Consider the following 18,407-nt stretch of genomic DNA (forward strand, 5'->3'; position numbering starts at 1 on the left):
TTCTATTTGTGCCACGGGTTTACCCGAGCATGACGGACAGGCTGCTGTCCAGGTGTTCCGAGGGCAGGCGCTTGAAGCCCGAGCGCACAAAGCGCTGCAGCCGGCCGGTGACAAAGGCCGCCAGCACGGCCGCGCGCACCTGTGCATCGATGGTGGGCGTCAGGGATGCGGCATCTGCTCCGGCGCGCAGGCACTGCCTGAAGGTGGCCTCGATCTTGTCAAAGAACTGGTTCATGCGCTGTTGCAGGCGCTCGTTTTCAAATACCAGCGCGTCCCCCACCATCACGCGGGCCATGCCCGGGTTGCGCTCGGCAAACTGCACCAGCATGCTGATGATGATGGCGCATTGGCGCGCACCGGCGCCTGTCCCTTCAGGCTGCTCGCGCTCCACGATCTGGTTGGCCAGCGTGAACACCGACTGCTCGATGAATTCGATCAGGCCTTCGAACATCTGGGCCTTGCTGGCAAAGTGGCGGTAGAGTGCCGCCTCGCTCACGTCCAGCCGCGCGGCCAGGGCTGCGGTGGTGATGCGTTCGCCTGCGGGCTGTTCGAGCATGGCTGCCAGGGTTTGCAATATCTGGATGCGCCGCTCACCCGGCTTGGGCCGTTTGCGCGCAGGTGCCGGATCGGCATTCTGTGACGCAACCGGCAACCCAACAGGCAGCGCTGCCTCCTGGTTTTCGATTGCGGTCGGGTCGTCGGGCATGGTGCTTGGGGGTGGTTGATTCATTCTCGCACAGGCTCCAGCAGCAGCGTGCAACGCAGGCCCCGGCCCCCGGCTCCGGCACCAATCTGCAACTGACTGTGGTGCACGCGCGAAATCTCATCGGCAATGGCCAAGCCCAGGCCATTGCCCTCACCCGGTGTTCCGGGCAGGCGGTAAAAGCGCTCCAGCATGCGGGCCCGCTCCTCTGGAGGCACGCCGGGGCCGTCGTCTTCGACTTCCACGAAGGCCTGCGCTGCGGGACTTCCTACGGCCTTGCGCAAGCCACAACGCAGGGTGACATGGCTGCCCTTGGGGGTGTAGCGCACGGCGTTGTCCACCAGGTTGGCCAGCAGCTCACGCAGCAGCCAGGCATAGCCATTGACGCGCACGTCTTGGGCCTCCAGCCCCAGGTCTATCTGCTTGACAGCAGCAGCGTCCAGAAACTCTTCCAGCACCTGCTCGCATAGCGGCTTGAGGTCGACGGCTTGGGCAGGCTCGGTCAGACTGGTGCGTGCGTCAGCCCGTGAAAGGGCCAGCAGTTGGGTGGCCAACTGCGAGGTGCGGCGCGTGGCATCGCGCAGCTTGCGGATCTGGTCAGAACGCAGGGTGATGGTGTCCGTCTCGGGCAAGGCCCAGGCTTCCACCTGGGCTTGCAAGCCGGCCAAGGGTGTGCGCAACTGGTGCGCAGCATCGGCCACAAAGCGGCGCTGGCTCTCGGCTTGCGCGTTCACCAGATCAAACAGGCGGTTGAGCGACAACACCAGGGGCCGCACTTCGTCGGGCGAGCCTGCTGCATCCAGTGGCGAGAGGTCACGCGGCGAGCGGCCTTCCACGGCGTCCTTCAGTGCCAACAGGGGACGCAGGGCGCGGCGCACAGCCCAGTGGACGGCAAAGGCGGCACCCGCTGCCAGTACCAGATTGGGCAATATCACCTTGAACCACAACCGGCGCAGCCACTGCGTTCGCACGCTGGCTCCATCGGCCAGACGCACGGTCAACTCACCGGCAGAACCTATGACACGCTGGCTGACAATGCGGTAGACCACACCCTTGTATTCCTCACTGGAAAACTCGGGCTCATAGGTGTCGGGCGGATAGTCCCCCAGCCAGGGCTCACCCAAAAGCACCTTGCCGTCGGAATTGAGAACGGCGTAGGCAGACCGTCCTTTGCGTACGGCCAAAAAATCGGCAACCTCTGGAGCCATGTGCAGGCGCGGAATCTGCGGTGGCCAGGCGCCTTGCGCCTTGATGGAATCAGCCAGTTGGGGCACCAGGGTCAGCAACTGCCGGTCCTGCTGTATGGCTGGCGTGTCGGCCAGCTGGTAGTCAAACCAGGTGTTCAGTGCAGCCAGTATCAGCAGGGGCACCAGCAAGAGCAGCAGCAGGCGCTGTTGCAGACCTGGAGCGCCAGCAATGGCAACAGGCGCCGGTGTCAATCGGCGCCCACCAGCTCCAGCCGGTAGCCAAAACCACGAATGGAACGCAGGGCTATGCCATGCGGCTCCAGCTTGGCTCGCAGACGCGAGATATAGACCTCCACCGCGTTGGGTGTGATCTCCTTGTCCCAGCCGGTCAGGGCCTGCAACAGCTTGTCCTTGTTGGCGGGTTTGGGAGCCTGCAGCATCAGGTATTCCATCACCGTCCACTCACGGGGCCCCAGCTCCATGGGCTGGCGCGTGGATGTAGCCGCGCCATCGGCGCCTGGTGTGGCTACATGGAAGGTCGCCTGGCGCAGTGCCATGTCCAACTCCAACGAGCCAAAGCGCAGCACCGACGTGGTAGCGGCCTGCGAGCGGCGCAGCAGGGCCCGCAAGCGTGCCAGCAGTTCGGGCAACTCAAAGGGCTTGACCATGTAGTCATCAGCGCCCATGTCCAGACCCTGCACACGGTCCTGCAATGCGTCACGCGCTGTGAGTATCAGCACCGGCATGCTGTGGCCCTGCTCGCGCAGCGCCTGTGTGAGTGCCAGGCCGTCCATCAGCGGCAAGCCGATATCGATGACGGCGATGTCGAAGGCGTCGGCCTGCGTCACCTCCAGCGCCCGCTCGGCGCTGCCCACCCAGTCCACCGCGTAACCGGCGTTGGACAGCCCCAGCTTGATGCCGCTGGCAACCAGCACGTCGTCTTCTACGAGCAGCAATCTCATGGAAATCCGTTGCGGTGCGGTGTGGGGGCCATGGTCAATGGGAGCGGATCATGGTGCCGAAGGCCTGCTCGGTCAGGATCTCCAGCAAGAGCACATGGGGCACGCGCCCGTCGACGATGTGCACCGCGTTGACACCGCTCTTGGCAGCATCCAGCGCGCCCGCGATCTTGGGCAGCATGCCGCCCGAGATGGTGCCGTCGGCAAACAGTTCATCGATACGCCGGGCTGTGAGGTCGGTGAGCAACTGACCCTGCTTGTCCAGCACGCCGCTGATGTTGGTCAGCATCAGCAGCTTTTCGGCATGCAGCACGGTGGCCAGTTTCGCGGCCACGACGTCGGCGTTGATGTTGTAGCTCTCGTTGTTTTCGCCAAAACCGATGGGGCTGATGACGGGGATGAAGGCGTCGTCCTGCAAGGCCTTCACCACACTCGGGTCCACGCTGACGATGTCGCCCACCTGGCCGATGTCATGCTCGATGCTGGGGTCTGCGTTGTCATGCAGCTTGAGTTTTTGGGCACGGATCATGGCGCCATCGCGCCCGGTCAGGCCCACGGCCTTGCCACCGGCCTGGTTGATCAGGCCCACGATGTCCTGCTGCACTTCGCCACCCAGCACCCACTCCACCACTTCCATGGTGGGGGCGTCAGTCACGCGCATGCCCTGGATGAACTCGCCCTTCATGCCCAGGCGCTTCAGGGCCTGTTCAATCTGCGGGCCGCCGCCGTGCACCACCACCGGGTTGATGCCCACCAGCTTCAAGAGCACCACGTCCTCGGCAAAGGCCTTTTGCAGGGCCGGGTCGGTCATGGCGTTGCCGCCGTACTTGATGACCATGGTCTTGCCATGGAACTTGCGGATATAGGGCAGCGCCTGGGCCAGGATGTCGGCTTTGTCGTGGTTGGCGATTGGTGTGGGGGATGCGGGGGGTGTTGTCATGGGTGGATATGGAAGGAAATTCGTTCAAAGCAGCGGCAGCCCTGTGGCGCACTTGTGTAAAGGTTGGATTTCTAGATCGCTTGAATTTTTTGATTAAAAAGTTCGACGATAGACAGCAATTGCCTTGCTGCTTCGGTGGCCATCTGAAGTCGCTCAAAACGCTCGACAGAGCTGTCCGGGTACTCGTGTGCGAACTGGTTTCGGACTTGTCGCAGGGCAAGCCACTGGTCGGCACTGGGTAGCCATCCGAGTTGCTCCAAACGGCCAAAGCGGTCAACAGCCGACATGGACCGAACGTCTTCGCCCAAGGCGTTTAGCACAGCAGGTATCAAACGGGCACCCAAATCGTCTTGCAGACGGGTGTAGCGGTAGGCGAACTGATCCACCAAGCGGCGATCAGCCTTGCTCAGATTGGCATATTCTTCTGGGTTGAGTGCGCGTGTTTGCATATCCTGCAACGCATCCGTCAGAGCCTCAACGTGACCAAGGCACACGGCGTGGATTTGCTGCATGGCCAGCAGTTCAGGTGTGGGCGTCATAGTATTTGAACTCCCGTGGCATGGGCCACTGTGACTATGGAGCGCTCATCGCCTGGTTGTTCAACGACAAGGTCAATTTTGCGTTCGCCCAGCGCACGTTCAAGCAAGGTCAGCATACGGACTTTCTTGGCAAAGGGTTCGATGGCTGCGGCCGAGGCCGGGCGTACGAGCAAATCAATGTCACCACCCTTTTTTGCGTCGTCCACGCGGGAGCCGAAGAGCCAGACAGCCGCACCATCGCCAAACGTGCTCACGGCTGCGGAGCGAATTGCCTGGACTTGGTCAGAGGATAGGCGCATAGGTTTTTTGCCACTATGGGCAATCCGAAGTTCACTTGCTGCGGGACACAAGCCCGATTTTACTGTGGCGGTTGTTACAGCTGGCCAAGGCTACAGAAATCAAAGCGCGTTGGTTTCAATTCGCGTGGCCCTTAAGTTGGCTGGTAGCCCTGCACGTGGCGCAAGAAGACGGCCTTGATGGCGGGCGCGTCGTTCTGGTCGGCCGCCACCTGCAGCCCCTGCAGCTCGCCTCGCAGCTCCGCCCACGGCAAAAAAGGCTCGCGCGCCTTCATGATGCGCGGGTGCTCGGTGGGCTCGGGGTTGTCGCCAATCAGCAGTTCCTCGTACAGCTTTTCGCCGGGGCGCAGGCCGGTAATGGCGATCTCGATATCGCCTTGCGGGTAGGACGGCGTGCGCTCGCTCAAGCCCGAGAGGTGCAGCATGCGCCGCGCCAGGTCGATGATCTTGATGGGCTGGCCCATGTCCAGCACAAACACGTCACCGCCCTGCCCCATGGCACCGGCCTGCAGCACCAGTTGGGCTGCCTCGGGGATGGTCATGAAGTAGCGCGTTACCTCGGCATCCGTCACCGTGAGTGGCCCGCCGGAGGCCAACTGTTTGCGGAACAGTGGCACCACACTGCCGCTGGACCCCAGCACATTGCCAAAGCGCACCATGGAGAACAGAGTGTGCGGATGCGCCTGCGCAAAGGCCTGCAGCACCAGCTCGGCCATGCGCTTGGTGGCACCCATCACATTGGTGGGGCGCACGGCCTTGTCGGTGCTGATGAGCACAAAGCGGTGCACGCCCGCGTTGACGGCTGCCTGCGCCATGTGCAAGGTGCCAAACACATTGTTGCGCACGCCCTCACCCGGGTTGTCTTCCACCATGGGCACATGCTTGTAGGCGGCTGCGTGGTAGACGGTGGCGGGTCGGTAGGCATTGAACACGGCCTGCAGGCGCTCGGGGTTGGACACGCTGGCCAGGAGAGGCACCAGTCCCACCACCAGCCCTTCGGTGATGCACTGCGCCTGGAGTTCCTGGTGGATGCTGTACAGGCCAAATTCGCTGTGGTCCAGCAGCAGCAATTGGCGTGGCTTTTGTTGAACGATCTGGCGTGTGAGCTCGCTGCCAATGCTGCCCCCTGCGCCACTGACCAGCACCACCTGTCCGGCCAGGTCACGGGCCAGCAGATCGGTGCGCGGCGGCACCGGCTCGCGGCCCAAGAGGTCTTCGATGTCCAGTTCACGGAAGTCTTGCACCGTGACCTTGCCCGAGGTGAGGTCCGAGAGGCTGGGCAGGGAGCGCACATGTACCGGCAGGCTCTCCAACGACTGGATGATCTGGTTGCGCCGCTCACGCGTGGCGCTGGGCATGGCCAGCAGAATGTCGGTGATGGCGTGGCGCGACACGAGTGACAGCAGGGCGTCGGCCGCGAAGATCGGTTTGCCATTGATGCTGCGGCCCACCATGTTGGCGTCGTCATCCACAAAACCGATCAGCTTGAGCTGGCCCGACACCTGCAGGGCGGAGGCGGTCTGGGCGCCCGCCGTCCCGGCACCGTAGATCAGCAGTTTGCCCGTGTGTCCTGAACCCAGCAGGGGAAGGCCTGCCAGCCAGAAGCGGGCCATGGCGCGGCTCAGGCCCACAAGAATCAAGAAGATCAGGGGCTGCAGCACACCCAGGGTGCGGGGTACACCAACCCAATGGTTCCATAGCAGCACGGCCGTGAGCAGCACGGAATACAGCAACACCGCTTTGGCCGTGGCATTCAAGGCGGCTTGGCCGGTGTAGCGGAAGATGGCGCGGTAAAGGCCAAAGCGGACAAAGATGGGGATGGCCAAGGCGGGCGCCACCAGGTACACCCACCACTGGGCGCCAACCGGGCGGGCCCAGACGTCCAGACGCAGGCCGAAGGCCAGCCAGGTGGAGGCCAGGGCCAGGAGTACGTCCATTGCCAGCACGATGAGCTGCTTCACCTCGCGTGGCCAAGTCAATATGCGTTGGTTCATTCCATTAAAGTCTAGTGCGTGACATTGTCACGCTTGAGGACCTTGACCGCAGTCAGCAGTAATATCTTCATGTCAAAACCAAACGATTGCCTTTCAAGGTATTCCCGGTCGAGTGCTACTTTCTGCGGAATAGGAATTTCGTCGCGGCCATTTACTTGGGCCCATCCGGTCAAGCCCGGCAACAGCCTATGCACACCCTGCTCGGTTCGCAGCTGAATCAAATCTGCCTGGTTGAAGAGGGCGGGCCGCGGACCTACAAAGCTCATATCTCCTTTAAGGATGCTCCACAACTGGGGCAACTCGTCGAGACTGCTTTTCCGCAAGAAGCTGCCTATGGGCGTCAAGTGAGAAGCTGGATCAGCCAGCAAATGGGTAGCGACCGCAGGTGTGCCAATCCGCATGGATCGGAACTTGGGCATTTTGAAGACACGGTTGTGTTGGCCTACTCGGTCGGACCAATAGAGGACGGGGCCGCGAGAACTAAGTCGGACCAAAATTGCCGTATAAACCAACGGCAGTAGCAATACAACCCCAGCGACTGTTACTAGTGCAACATCAAAGCAACGTTTCACTTTTTTTCCATGACAAGGTTGCCCTTCGTAAGCCTTCATCTACCGAAATCGGTGGGGTCCATCCCAACATGTCACGCGCCTTGGAAATATCCACCTGGAGATTACCGGTCAGGCGCTGCAGAGTCGCACCTTGCCCAAACAGCGCGGCCCCCACTGCCAAGATCCACAATGGAATCGGAACAAACCAAACCTTGCTGTGCAGTCCCTTGGCGATACCATTCACCAAGTCAACGGTAGACAAATCTTGACCATCGGAAACCAGGAAGGTTTGGTTGGCGGCATGTGGATGCATGCAGCAAACCCCGATGAAGTTCACCAAATTGTCCAGACCAACCATGCTTCTCAAGTTTCGAACCGCGGCCAAAGGCAGCGGAATGCGGGCCAGCACCCCCCTGACCAGATGGGAAAAATTTCCAGGAGCGTTTGGCCCATAAACCAAAGGTGGACGAATGATGACAAATTCCATACCAGACTCCAGCGCTACTTTCCTCAATGCCTGCTCAGCCTCCCACTTCGACTGGGCATACGGATTGTGAGGCTGTGGCTTATGCCACTCGGTAAAAGGTTTGTGGGCCTCCGTCTTAAAACCGTTCACGCCTACGGAGCTTATAAAGACAAAGCGTTTGACTCCGCGTTGCGATGCCGCTCTGGCCAGTTGCACCGTGCCATGGAGGTTGGTATCCCGGAATGCCTGTGCAGGATTTGGGGAATGCTCACGCAACACGTGCACTCGTGCTGCTAAATGCACCACTACATCGACCCCGTCCAGAGCGAGATCCCACTGAGTTCGTCCATCGATATCGCCCGTCGTTACGGTTTCGTAAGGTGTATTGAGCTTTATCAGCGTGGCATGCCCCCTCAACGCCAGTCGAAGACGAACGCCATACTGGCTCGCCAAATGGGCAACCAGTTCTCGCCCTACAAAGCCACTGGCTCCTGTGATCAGTATTCTTGACGTCATTACTTAACTGGACGATTCGCCAGTAACCCCGATCACAGCGCACCAGACACAGGAAGCAAAAAAGAAGACCCGGTCGCGCAGAGTACGACGGCACTGCGGTGCAAGCAACGCAAGTTGCAACAAATGCCAACGCCGACCTTCCAACAAGCGACTGACCGATTGGGACTCCGTTCCACACGCCGTTCGGGCTATCACGCGCGCCTGATTCAGCGCGTCACCAGATACGACTTGATTGAACCGTCGCATAAATGAGTAAAAACCCGTGTTGGCACCCAACTGATTGCCCGCATGCTGTCGATACTGCAATCCAGAATAGTCATCAATAATCCATTTGAAGCCGTGTGCGCGTGCGTATGCATAAGTAAACCAATCGTGATACACCACTTCTTTCAAGGACTGCATTTGATTGCGCGCTGCACTCTGCAATTCAAGTGCCAGTTTTAGGCACATCAGGTAGGTGCAACCCGGGCCGGCCGACTCAAACAAGTAATCCCAACGCCGCTGCGGGTTGGCCTTGTAGACGAGGACCTGCTTGCCAGAGGCCCAAAACGCAGTGACGTTGCTGGAGTAGGCATCCCCTCTTTGCAACAACAATTGCTCGCAGGCACGTGCCATTTTGCACTCTGCCCATATGTCGTCCTGATCAGCAAAGCCAAAATAATCAAAACCGGAAAGATCCAAATCACGCAACAACCGGAAGAAATTTGCAGAAGCACCGCCAAACCGCTGCCCCATAGGCAGTACTACCACCCGTGCATCAGTCCTTGCCAACTGGTTTACCCATGCTTCCGACCCGTCAGAAGATATGTCAACGCTGACAAACAACGTTATTACTACACCTTCTTGCCCCAGTATGGATGCTACCTGCTGCGGAAGATACTGAATCCCGTTATAAACAGCCAAAGCGATGGCGATTCGTGGATAACCATTTTTCATACTATCTTGACTTGTCCGAAAAAAATCTGTGAATTACCAACCGCCTTAAGAATTTAATAGCGGAAAACAGATTCAAGGCTGCGAATTCAATATGGGAAATATACTTGGAATTCAGCAGGCGTCGATAATTCCCAAAATCTCCACGGGCCATATTCAACCATTGCGCACTCAAACCGGAATGACCAAAACCGCTTTTATAGGTTGCCGCAAGCGCCACAGGTATTCTGGCTACCCTCTGGTTTGAACATACTATATTAAGCCATAACATACGATCCTCCATGAACCGCTGTCCCTCTAAAAATCTGCAAGAGATGTCCCGTCTCAACATGACTGAGGGTGTCACAAAACGGTTGGCAATAAGTAATTGCCATTTGGAAATCGGCCTGGCGATCGACTTGCCTCCATCGGTTTGAAGTTTCCAGTCGGGCAAATCATCTTTCAAAAGAATTTGATGTGTATGACCGCACAAGGCAAGTTCAGGTTGGTTCAACATTAGATTCAGTTGAATACGTACTTTCTCAGGATGCCATGCATCGTCTGAATCAAGAAAAGCAATGTAGGGCTGTGTAGCGATTGCCCAACCTGCGTTGCGTGCACTTCCAGCCCCCATGTTCTTGTCAAGTAGTACCGTGCGTATCCAACCTGCCGTGTATTTGGCCGCAATTGCTTGCATCAATAAGCGCGTATCGTCACCGCTGCAGTCGTCCACTAATATCAACTCAGCAGGGACCAACGATTGAGCAGCAACAGAAGCGACCGCACGCTCCAGTGTCGCAGTACACCGGTAACACGGAATAATTGCAGTAACTACCGCCAAAGACCCGGTCTGACTCATTTCAAATTCCAATGCTTGACCTTTGAATGTGACTTTCAACTTCACCCACGCCATGTCAGAGACAAAAATGCGCGCTTCAAACCAGCAAATAGCATGCTGTCAGCACGAATTCGAAAATTAGCAATTATCATCAGCATCAATTTGGTCGTTAAACCGGCGCCAGTGCCGAAAGACTTATGCAATCGACTCCATCTGTAGTCAATATCTGGATAGCTTGAAGCAACTCGTAGGTAGAGCCTGGTCATATGATCCAGCAATACCTCCCTAGCTTCTCCTACACTTGAACGCAGCAATATGTTGAATACGCAATCCACATGATCCATATTCAATGTATAAGGTTCGCTCTCGCGCATTTGCCATACATCTTCTACCAATTTCATGTCTAGTCCTAATGGGGCGGACATGTGATTCCAGTAGCGAAAGCGAACTTCCTGTGTCAATTTTTGTTGCAGCGCAAATGAAGACATCGAAATCTGGGTCTGATGTTGGCGGTAATTAAGCAAAACCTCCGGGACATTAGACATCTTCCATCCCGCTCTTGCCGCCCTTTCCCACAAATCGTAGTCTTCACATTTCTCCCATAAATCATCGTACTTTAATTTCTTTGCGAGTTCTGCCCTCATCAACACTGAGGGATGGGCAAACGGTGAACCGAATAACATACTAATCTTAATCGCAGCATCAGATTGTGGATGGCGAATTATTCGATTGTCACTGGTGCCAAAAAAGCGGATCCAACTCCCGCACAAATCGTCACCTCGTTGCTCCAACCAATTGATTTGCTTTTCAAATCGATTGGGCAAAGATATGTCATCCGCATCCATTCGAGCTATCCATTTGCCTCGCGCTAAACCAATACCCTCATTCAGCGAATGCACAAGACCTCTATTTTCTCTGGAGATAAATATTATTCGAGGGTCTTTTACACTCATATCTCTCAATATATCTCCCGTACTATCCAGAGATCCATCATTGATAGCTATTAACTCAAAATCTACAAAAGTCTGCGACAATATCGATTCCACAGCCTCACGCACATAGAGTTCCGCGTTGAAGGCTGGCAGCACTACTGATATAAGGGGTCTAAAGGTATTGAAATTCTCATGATCAATCACAGCGATAGGCTCCATACAAATCCAATTCGTGTTTCAAATCAAAACGTCGCCAGTATCGGAAAAGTCAAGGCTTCCAAAGCCTAATTCTCTCGAAATTTTCACCTAAAGTCTTATCCAATTTGCAGGCAGCAAGTCTTCTGTATTTATTTCCTTGGCAAACCATTTTTTAGGAGCTATGACGATTTTTTCAGAACTTCTATTTAGCCATGCTCCCCACCAACTGAAAGAGCTATTCGCAATAATATTGTGTTTACACAAGCTCATCAATCGCATGTCATTGTAACTATCTGCACCCGTATTATGATGAACATAGTTACAAGGATAATCCATTGATAAATTCTCTCTAACCCACTGGAGATCATCGGAAAAAATGAAAAAGCTCGGATTGTCAACTCGCTTTGTAATGTGCCCAATTGCTTCTTCATAGTAATCCAAGGAACATAAACCATGTGTTGCGTTGATTGACGGGTTCTTTGCAAAATCATTTCGACGAACGTGCAATGCGATTGAATTAGAACTGGCAATTTTTTCAGAAAATTCAAAATTAGTCTTGCACATAGGCAGTCTAAATGAAAAATCAGCGAGGATTTCATTCCTTATTTCCATAAAGTATTTTTCACTCTGCCAATATCCACTTATATAGCTCCCATCTCTCAAGTGCAACACTTCCGGACTGTAATTGAAAGTTTGCTCCTGAATTAAAGATGATTTATACACATGCCGCAATCCACATGCATTAATAACTTTCTGCACCATCAAGTACCGTTGCAAACCCAAAACCGATTTAATATCTGCTGGAGTAGCTGTGGTTGCGTGTATATCAAACAGCCTCTCCAACTCAAATCCACTATGTATATTTAGTGTACGATCCGATATTGCAAGCTTCATTTCTGCGCCAAGCCTTTTCGCGCAAGCTCGTCCAAACGCATATTGAAACATTTGATTTCCTAGCCCGCCGGATAAGTGCAAGATAATCAAGATTCAAGCTTTCCGCAATCCAATTGAGAGCAATGCAGTCAGTGCGGGATTTCGCCACAGCAATAACATCACAACCCCGCCTGCCATTAAGAATCCCAACGCCATTAATTCAATACACTCCAGAAAGTTCGTTGATGTAATAGGTGCAATAATCGCTGAGGCAGCACAAACGAGGAGTGTCACAATACCTATCATCCATCTCCATACATCCAGTTTAACTCGCACCATCCGCTGCATTACTATGACCATCGCCATGCACATCAACAACCCGGATGACGCCAAAACAACCGATATATGGTTTATATCGCCTTGCCGCTGATTCACCCAAATTAAACCAATCCAAACTGCAAGAGCACCGATACCGTATGGAAGAATGTAATTCGTAGTATTTCGCTCAATCTGTGCTGCATAGGACCACAAATTCGCTGTGCAACGTGAGAACTCGACGATCACCCCTAAAGTCACGAAGGCAACCGATGCGTAATAAAGCTCATTGGTGAGCACCACCAACAATGAAGATGCAAAGACAAAATTAAATCCTGCTAACACTGCATATAGAGGCCACATTACATTAATCACATTGGAGAGAATGGCGGAATTTTCCGATGCTGACTTTGATTCAGTAATATGTCGGAAAAAGTATGGTGACAAAAATTGCATTGATACTGCCTCAACAATCGCCCAAATTTGGGCTGTAATACTTAGCCCAATTGCCAAAAGTCCCAACTCTTTTGCACCCCAAACTCCACCAATCCAAAAACGGTAGCCCGCAGTTTGAATCCACATCAAGCCGGTAGCCATGGCAAGTGGCAGACAGAATTTTATGATCGTCTTTTTGTCAATTAGAGATATAGGTTCTGTTTCGACAGTTTTCAAATTATTTTCATTTTTTATATACCTTCTCAGCATCATCCCTCCACCCACCGCACCCACCGCCATGCCAATGGCTTGCCCCAATAGCCATGAAATTCCGGTGGGGTAGTTGTACGATAAGTATGCCGAGAATGCGAGCCCCACAATGGACGTTGACAGCATCCAACATACACTGGCACTACGAAAACCCAGCATGTTTAATATATATACAACCGTTCCATTCCAAGTACCAAAGTACACCATTAAACTGACAGCCATTGCTGACAACAATGTCCCAGTAAGGCTTTGGTCCGTACCCGGATAGAAGTTCCACCAAAATGCGACCACAATCGCTATTCCCGCAGAAATAAACACAATATAGTTGTTGTATCCAGAGAGACGTTTGGTCAGACTTCCATCATCCCACCAAGCATGTGTATTACGGTTGAGATGCAAGCCAACAGGACTAAGCAGTATCAAACCACAAAATCCTTGAAAAGCAATAAGCAGTGTGTACAGGCCAAAATCGGCGGGCTGTAAAAATGACGTTAATAGGCGCAAACTGGCGATAGATACCATTGCACTTACAACCCGCCCTCCCAACACCCAAACAATATCACTGCGCATTTTCATCGTACTCAGCCTAAGGGACTTGGGTATTTAATTTCATTAATTAATCATTCTTCCCAAATCTTACATTTCGCGCTGGCAAACTCTTTATGATTTTCGCGGGAACACCGCCCACAACGCAATCAGGCGGAACATCTTTTGTGACAACTGCCCCTGCAGCTATAACTGCTCCACTCTTTATTTCTACGCCTGGAAGAATTATCGCACCTGTTCCAATCCAGACATCCTCTCCAATAACAATTGGTCTGTTTATCCCAACCTCTGTCACTGGCAGATGATATAGATCGTGTGTAGCCGTCACAATGCGTACGCCAGCAGCTATTGCACATCTATCTCCAATGCTGATTGAACCCTTGCTTGATGCACCGATGTCTACACTGCGTGCGATAGATACATCGTTGCCAATAAATATTTGACTGGGAAATGCAAACTTAACATTGTGTGAAAAATGGCTATTTGTTCCAAACGAACCCAATGTCTTAATACGATACATCCCCATTAACTGCCATACTATTTGAATTAGAAATTTACCCGGCAATGTAAGCAATCTCATAATACCCATTACAAATCGTTATATATATCGACACTGGAGGGGCCACCCTATCTAAATTTAGATCATTTTGCATGCTCTAGGTCGCCAACAATTGTATTCACTATCGTTTCAGCAAAGAAATCCGAACTAAAGGGTCTCGCTTTCTCACTTCCCAAAAACGCTGCAATCTTCTCTTGGTAGCAAATGAATTGTGCCTCTGTCATTGAGGACATATATTGATAAAGCGCCTCATGACTCTTGAATTTACGACGATCAATAAAGCAATCATCAGGAATATAATTTGTGATATTTGATGCACCCCAATAGACAGGTATGCAACCAGAAAAAAAACAGTCCCATATTTTTTCAGTAATATATCCGGGCAAATCACGCACATTTTCATAGCATATAGAAAAGCGGTATTTTTGCATTGTTTCCAGTTTGCTGGCAACTCTGCCTCGATAGGAGGCGAAATATATCTTTCCATTTTGATTTCTTCTTGGCAGAAATCTCGCAATTTTTCTCTTGACACGGTTCATCAAACCAGACTTCTCTGCAGGCGCATCCCAGCCACTTCCAAACAAGTCAAAAGAGTGCGGTGCATTTTGTTCAAACCAGCGAATTGTTTTTACACGCTCCACATACAAGTCAAGTTCTGTTCGGGAAGGGAGTGACTTATTTGCAGCTATCAAACAACACAGTTTGTCCCTGCCAATCCACCCTCTTGTTTTATTTTCAATGATTTTATTAGGGAGATTAAATTTCACAAACCGATCTCCATCCACCCAATCGTCACGCCAAGTAAAGACACGTCTATATTTCTTCAAACAATTTTTGTTTTTATTGAGCGGTCTTATATTTGATGATTCGTAAAGCATCACATATGCCGTCACTCCTGCAACTAATTTTTTTTGCGCATCTTGATGCAATTCAAAATCAACGACTCTTGGCACAAAAACATCAGGCGTATTTAATTCGATTCCATGCTTGAGAAATTGGCTTTTTAACTTCCAAAAGGGATAGTACCAATTGTCAGGATTGCCTTTGTTCACATCATCGAAGATACTATTTTTTGTATGTCCTGTTCCGAGCAAGTGCGCCGTCTTCATTTGGAAGCGCCGTTCAAATTCAAACTTTTAAAAATCGACTGCGCAGTCTGCTTGTCACTTTCCCACCATCTAGATGACAAAAGTGCATTCCTAGTAAATTCATCAAATCTGTATCGAATAAATCGTGCTGGCACACCAGCAACTATTGCGAAATCAGGGACATTTCTAGTGACTACGGCGTTAGCTGCAATTACCGCACCCACGCCCACTTTAACTCCACGCAAAACTATTGCATCAACTCCAATCCATACATCGCTCTCGATCACACAGTCTTCTTTTGTGAGTTCATCATATATTTTTTCGTAAAAATGAGAAGATGTTGAATAATTCATCAATTCATGCTCGCCAGGACCAATCGATACATTGTTTCCAATAGAAACATATCTACCGATACTCGCCCGTGTTACTGAAGAGTGTGCGCCGATGTATGTATAACTACCAATCGCTGACTTTCCATCAACCTGCGTAAAATTACCTATTTCAATATGATGACCAATCAGAGACCTTGGCGAAACTGCGAGTGATTGAATGTTATTTCTTTTGCGAATCTTCTGCAAAAGAAGGACAAAAAATCGGAACAGTTTTCCCATCACTATTTAGGCTTTGTTACATTCAACATTCAAGCTAATGAGCATCCCATTTTCTTTATCCATATGGGGGATGTAGGCTTGTGAGTAATCATCCATATCTGCATGCTCTGTTTCGCGCCAGTCGTAGCGACGAACATTGGTAAAGCCGGTTTTCTCCAGAACCGCTTTTAAGGTATCAAAGTCAAAAACGTTGTAATGGATGTTATAGAGATAATCGCCTCTTCCAAAAAGTCCGCCCACCACCATATCCAACTTTCCATAGAGTCGGTATACCTCGCATAGCTTTGCAAAATCTGGGACGGCAATTCGCAATACCCCGTTAGGTTGCAAAACCCTATGCCATTCGGCAAGAACGCGTTCCACTTCCTTGCGCTTGAAGTGCTCCAAAACGTGGCAGTTGTATATCACCTCTACGCTTTCGTCCGGAACGAAAGACAAGTTGTCAATTGAAGCGACATGATCAACGTGTGGGTAATCAACTGCATCAATATGGATATATCCAGGGATATGCCGCTTTCCGCAGCCAAGATGTAATTTCATTTTTTCCTTCCATTGCCAATTAATAAGAGTTCACTATTCAACACTAACATTGATGTTGTACCCGTGATTTTTCAGCAACGCATGCTGCTTGGCCTTGGCCAAATCGTTCACCACCATCTCCCGGCACATCTCTTGCGCCGTGATCTCCGGTACCCAGCCCAGCTTCGCCTTTGCCTTGGACGGGTCACCCAAGAGCGTCTCCACTTCAGCCGGGCGAAAGTAGCGCGGATCGATGCGAACAATGGCCTTTTCACCCGAATACCCCACCTCCTCCACGCCAGAACCCGCCCAGCGCAGCGGCATGCCCAGCTCATTGGCAGTCCACTCAATGAACTGCCGCACGCTGTACTGCTTGCCGGTGGCGATGACAAAGTCTTCAGCCTGGTCCTGCTGCAACATCATCCACTGCATGCGCACATAGTCCTTGGCGTGGCCCCAGTCGCGCAGGGCGTCGATGTTGCCCATGTACAGGCAGTCTTCCAGGCCCTGGCTGATGTTGGCCAGGCCGCGGGTGATCTTGCGGGTGACAAAGGTCTCGCCGCGGCGCGGGCTCTCGTGGTTGAACAGGATGCCGTTGCAGGCATACATGCCATAGGCCTCGCGGTAGTTCACCGTGATCCAGAAGGCATACATTTTGGCCGCCGCATAGGGGCTGCGCGGGTAGAAAGGCGTGGTTTCCTTTTGCGGGGTTTCCTGCACCAGACCGTACAGCTCGGAAGTGCTGGCCTGGTAGAAACGGGTTTTCTTTTCCAGCCCCAGGATGCGAATGGCCTCCAGCAGGCGCAGCGTACCCAGGCCGTCCACGTCGGCGGTGTACTCCGGGCTCTCGAAGCTGACCGCCACATGGCTTTGGGCGCCCAGGTTGTAGATTTCATCGGGCTGGGTTTCCTGCACGATGCGCACCAGGTTGCTGGTGTCGCTCAGGTCGCCGTAATGCAGCTTGAACCGCGCGTTCTCAATGTGCGGGTCTTGGTAGATGTGGTCCACACGCTCGGTGTTGAAGCTCGACGCCCGGCGCTTGATGCCGTGCACGGTGTAGCCCTTTTCCAGCAGGAACTCAGCCAGGTAGGAGCCATCCTGGCCGGTGATGCCAGTGATGAGTGCGACTTTGGGTGCGGTGTTCACAGAAGTATTCATGCGTGGTTTTTCAGAAAGTCCTGGTAGGCCTGTTGCAGGCCATCTTGCAGTGCCACTTGGGCCTGCCAGCCCAGGGCGTTGATGCGGCTGCTGTCCATCAGCTTGCGCGGCGCGCCGTCGGGCTTGCTGGCATCAAAGTCAATGGCACCGGTGTAGCCCACGGTTTGGCCCACCAACTGCGCCAGTTCGGCAATGCTGATGTCCTGACCGCAGCCCACATTGATGTGACTTTGCATGGGCGACGTATGCTGGGAATAAATGGCCTGCGGAAGGTTCATCACATGCACGCTGGCCGATGCCATGTCATCCACGTACAAAAACTCGCGCTTGGGGCTTCCCGTGCCCCAGATGGTGACCATGGGTGCCTGGTTGACGCGCGCCTCGTGGAAACGCCGAATCAGCGCCGGGATAACGTGGCTGTTTTCCGGGTGGTAGTTGTCGCCGGGGCCATACAGGTTGGTGGGCATGACGCTGCGGTAGTCAATGCCATGGCTCTGGCCGTATTGGCGGTTGTAGCTCTCGCAGAGCTTGATGCCGGCAATCTTGGCAATGGCATAGGGCTCGTTGGTGGGCTCCAGGGTGCCAGTCAGCAGGGCCGCTTCGCCCATGGGCTGTGGGGCCAGGCGTGGATATATGCAGCTGCTGCCCAGGATCAAAAGCTTTTTGACACCACTGCGGAAGGCCGCGTCCACCACATTGGCCTGCATCATCAAATTTTGGTAGATGAAGTCCGCAGGCAGGGTGTTGTTGGCATGGATGCCACCCACCTTGGCCGCAGCCAGGTAGACCTGGTCGGGCTTCTCGGTGGCAAAGAAGGCCTGCACCTGGGCCTGGTTGCACAGATCCAGCTCGGCATGGGTGCGCAATACCAGTGCCGAAGCCGGATGGTCCGCCGCTAACAGGGTCCGCACAATGGACGAACCCACCATACCGCGGTGGCCAGCAACGTAAATCTTGGGGGTGGAAGACATGCAAACGGTTTTGAGGCTAATTCCCCGATTA

At 53.2% G+C, this 18,407-nt stretch carries 19 protein-coding genes and 1 pseudogene; all 20 read right to left on the reverse strand.

Features of this window, described 5'->3' with window-relative positions:
• Window positions 1–19: 19 nt before the first annotated feature.
• Window positions 20–706 (reverse strand): nucleoid occlusion factor SlmA, encoded by a 687-nt coding sequence (slmA, locus tag DIC66_RS16010; protein ID WP_117178992.1) that lies wholly within the window; start codon window positions 704–706, stop codon window positions 20–22.
• Between the two features lie 20 nt (window positions 707–726).
• Window positions 727–2,142 (reverse strand): sensor histidine kinase, encoded by a 1,416-nt coding sequence (locus DIC66_RS16015; protein ID WP_233505958.1) that lies wholly within the window; start codon window positions 2,140–2,142, stop codon window positions 727–729.
• Entirely contained in the window at window positions 2,139–2,852 is a 714-nt protein-coding gene (locus DIC66_RS16020) for a response regulator (protein WP_117178994.1), read from the reverse strand. Before DIC66_RS16020 ends, DIC66_RS16015 begins: the two co-directional genes overlap by 4 nt.
• 34 nt (window positions 2,853–2,886) lie before the next feature.
• Window positions 2,887–3,789 carry an acetylglutamate kinase gene (gene argB, locus DIC66_RS16025; protein ID WP_117178996.1) on the reverse strand — a complete coding sequence of 301 codons (903 nt, stop codon included), beginning with the start codon at window positions 3,787–3,789 and terminating at the stop codon, window positions 2,887–2,889.
• A gap of 71 nt (window positions 3,790–3,860) precedes the next feature.
• The gene (locus tag DIC66_RS16030) at window positions 3,861–4,328 is read right to left on the reverse strand and encodes a hypothetical protein (RefSeq protein WP_117178998.1); all 468 of its coding nucleotides are present in this window, start codon (window positions 4,326–4,328) and stop codon (window positions 3,861–3,863) included.
• Window positions 4,325–4,534, reverse strand: a complete 210-nt coding sequence (locus tag DIC66_RS16035; RefSeq protein WP_233505959.1) for a hypothetical protein — start codon at window positions 4,532–4,534, stop codon at window positions 4,325–4,327. Before DIC66_RS16035 ends, DIC66_RS16030 begins: the two co-directional genes overlap by 4 nt.
• A 224-nt stretch (window positions 4,535–4,758) precedes the next feature.
• Entirely contained in the window at window positions 4,759–6,618 is a 1,860-nt protein-coding gene (locus tag DIC66_RS16040; protein WP_117179002.1) for a polysaccharide biosynthesis protein, read from the reverse strand.
• Window positions 6,619–6,629: 11 nt separating this feature from the next.
• The gene (locus tag DIC66_RS16045) at window positions 6,630–7,190 is read right to left on the reverse strand and encodes a sugar transferase (RefSeq protein ID WP_117179004.1); all 561 of its coding nucleotides are present in this window, start codon (window positions 7,188–7,190) and stop codon (window positions 6,630–6,632) included.
• Window positions 7,174–8,151 (reverse strand): NAD-dependent epimerase/dehydratase family protein, encoded by a 978-nt coding sequence (locus DIC66_RS16050; protein WP_117179006.1) that lies wholly within the window; start codon window positions 8,149–8,151, stop codon window positions 7,174–7,176. The genes DIC66_RS16045 and DIC66_RS16050 overlap by 17 nt, the downstream gene beginning before the upstream one ends.
• A gap of 3 nt (window positions 8,152–8,154) precedes the next feature.
• On the reverse strand, window positions 8,155–9,087 hold the full coding sequence (locus DIC66_RS16055; RefSeq protein ID WP_117179008.1) for a glycosyltransferase: 933 nt from the start codon (window positions 9,085–9,087) through the stop codon (window positions 8,155–8,157).
• A gap of 1 nt (window position 9,088) precedes the next feature.
• Window positions 9,089–9,961, reverse strand: a complete 873-nt coding sequence (locus DIC66_RS16060) for a glycosyltransferase family 2 protein (RefSeq protein ID WP_158558921.1) — start codon at window positions 9,959–9,961, stop codon at window positions 9,089–9,091.
• A 2-nt stretch (window positions 9,962–9,963) separates the two neighbouring features.
• Window positions 9,964–11,052 carry a glycosyltransferase family 2 protein gene (locus DIC66_RS16065; protein ID WP_117179012.1) on the reverse strand — a complete coding sequence of 363 codons (1,089 nt, stop codon included), beginning with the start codon at window positions 11,050–11,052 and terminating at the stop codon, window positions 9,964–9,966.
• An 87-nt stretch (window positions 11,053–11,139) separates the two neighbouring features.
• Entirely contained in the window at window positions 11,140–12,015 is an 876-nt protein-coding gene (locus DIC66_RS16070) for an alpha-1,2-fucosyltransferase (RefSeq protein ID WP_117179014.1), read from the reverse strand.
• Between the two features lie 3 nt (window positions 12,016–12,018).
• The gene (locus DIC66_RS16075) at window positions 12,019–13,500 is read right to left on the reverse strand and encodes a lipopolysaccharide biosynthesis protein (RefSeq protein ID WP_147321333.1); all 1,482 of its coding nucleotides are present in this window, start codon (window positions 13,498–13,500) and stop codon (window positions 12,019–12,021) included.
• Window positions 13,501–13,540: 40 nt separating this feature from the next.
• A pseudogene (locus DIC66_RS23765) lies at window positions 13,541–13,735 on the reverse strand (DapH/DapD/GlmU-related protein); the annotation flags it as partial.
• A 377-nt stretch (window positions 13,736–14,112) separates the two neighbouring features.
• Complete coding sequence (locus DIC66_RS16085) at window positions 14,113–15,138, reverse strand: glycosyltransferase family 10 domain-containing protein (protein WP_117179020.1); 1,026 nt, start codon at window positions 15,136–15,138, stop codon at window positions 14,113–14,115.
• On the reverse strand, window positions 15,135–15,728 hold the full coding sequence (locus DIC66_RS16090) for a CatB-related O-acetyltransferase (RefSeq protein ID WP_117179022.1): 594 nt from the start codon (window positions 15,726–15,728) through the stop codon (window positions 15,135–15,137). Before DIC66_RS16090 ends, DIC66_RS16085 begins: the two co-directional genes overlap by 4 nt.
• 6 nt (window positions 15,729–15,734) lie before the next feature.
• Window positions 15,735–16,268: a class I SAM-dependent methyltransferase gene (locus DIC66_RS16095; protein WP_117179024.1), complete on the reverse strand. Its 534-nt coding sequence runs from the start codon at window positions 16,266–16,268 to the stop codon at window positions 15,735–15,737.
• Between the two features lie 33 nt (window positions 16,269–16,301).
• Entirely contained in the window at window positions 16,302–17,405 is a 1,104-nt protein-coding gene (gmd, locus tag DIC66_RS16100) for a GDP-mannose 4,6-dehydratase (protein WP_117179026.1), read from the reverse strand.
• Window positions 17,402–18,376, reverse strand: a complete 975-nt coding sequence (gene fcl / locus DIC66_RS16105; protein ID WP_117179028.1) for a GDP-L-fucose synthase — start codon at window positions 18,374–18,376, stop codon at window positions 17,402–17,404. Before fcl ends, gmd begins: the two co-directional genes overlap by 4 nt.
• Window positions 18,377–18,407 lie beyond the last annotated feature (31 nt).

Source organism: Rhodoferax lacus (assembly GCF_003415675.1).
Taxonomy (GTDB): Bacteria; Pseudomonadota; Gammaproteobacteria; order Burkholderiales; family Burkholderiaceae_C; genus Allorhodoferax; species Allorhodoferax lacus.

What these genes read in the sequence shown, in the direction of transcription:
- slmA (WP_117178992.1), bottom strand. Translation starts at nt 706, where the DNA reads ATGCCCGACGACCCGACCGCAATCGAAAACCAGGAGGCAGCGCTGCCT.
- DIC66_RS16020 (WP_117178994.1), bottom strand. Translation starts at nt 2,852, where the DNA reads ATGAGATTGCTGCTCGTAGAAGACGACGTGCTGGTTGCCAGCGGCATC.
- argB (WP_117178996.1), bottom strand. Translation starts at nt 3,789, where the DNA reads ATGACAACACCCCCCGCATCCCCCACACCAATCGCCAACCACGACAAA.
- DIC66_RS16030 (WP_117178998.1), bottom strand. Translation starts at nt 4,328, where the DNA reads ATGACGCCCACACCTGAACTGCTGGCCATGCAGCAAATCCACGCCGTG.
- DIC66_RS16040 (WP_117179002.1), bottom strand. Translation starts at nt 6,618, where the DNA reads ATGAACCAACGCATATTGACTTGGCCACGCGAGGTGAAGCAGCTCATC.
- DIC66_RS16050 (WP_117179006.1), bottom strand. Translation starts at nt 8,151, where the DNA reads ATGACGTCAAGAATACTGATCACAGGAGCCAGTGGCTTTGTAGGGCGA.
- DIC66_RS16055 (WP_117179008.1), bottom strand. Translation starts at nt 9,087, where the DNA reads ATGAAAAATGGTTATCCACGAATCGCCATCGCTTTGGCTGTTTATAAC.
- DIC66_RS16065 (WP_117179012.1), bottom strand. Translation starts at nt 11,052, where the DNA reads ATGGAGCCTATCGCTGTGATTGATCATGAGAATTTCAATACCTTTAGA.
- DIC66_RS16075 (WP_147321333.1), bottom strand. Translation starts at nt 13,500, where the DNA reads ATGAAAATGCGCAGTGATATTGTTTGGGTGTTGGGAGGGCGGGTTGTA.
- DIC66_RS16085 (WP_117179020.1), bottom strand. Translation starts at nt 15,138, where the DNA reads ATGAAGACGGCGCACTTGCTCGGAACAGGACATACAAAAAATAGTATC.
- DIC66_RS16090 (WP_117179022.1), bottom strand. Translation starts at nt 15,728, where the DNA reads ATGGGAAAACTGTTCCGATTTTTTGTCCTTCTTTTGCAGAAGATTCGC.
- DIC66_RS16095 (WP_117179024.1), bottom strand. Translation starts at nt 16,268, where the DNA reads ATGAAATTACATCTTGGCTGCGGAAAGCGGCATATCCCTGGATATATC.
- gmd (WP_117179026.1), bottom strand. Translation starts at nt 17,405, where the DNA reads ATGAATACTTCTGTGAACACCGCACCCAAAGTCGCACTCATCACTGGC.
- fcl (WP_117179028.1), bottom strand. Translation starts at nt 18,376, where the DNA reads ATGTCTTCCACCCCCAAGATTTACGTTGCTGGCCACCGCGGTATGGTG.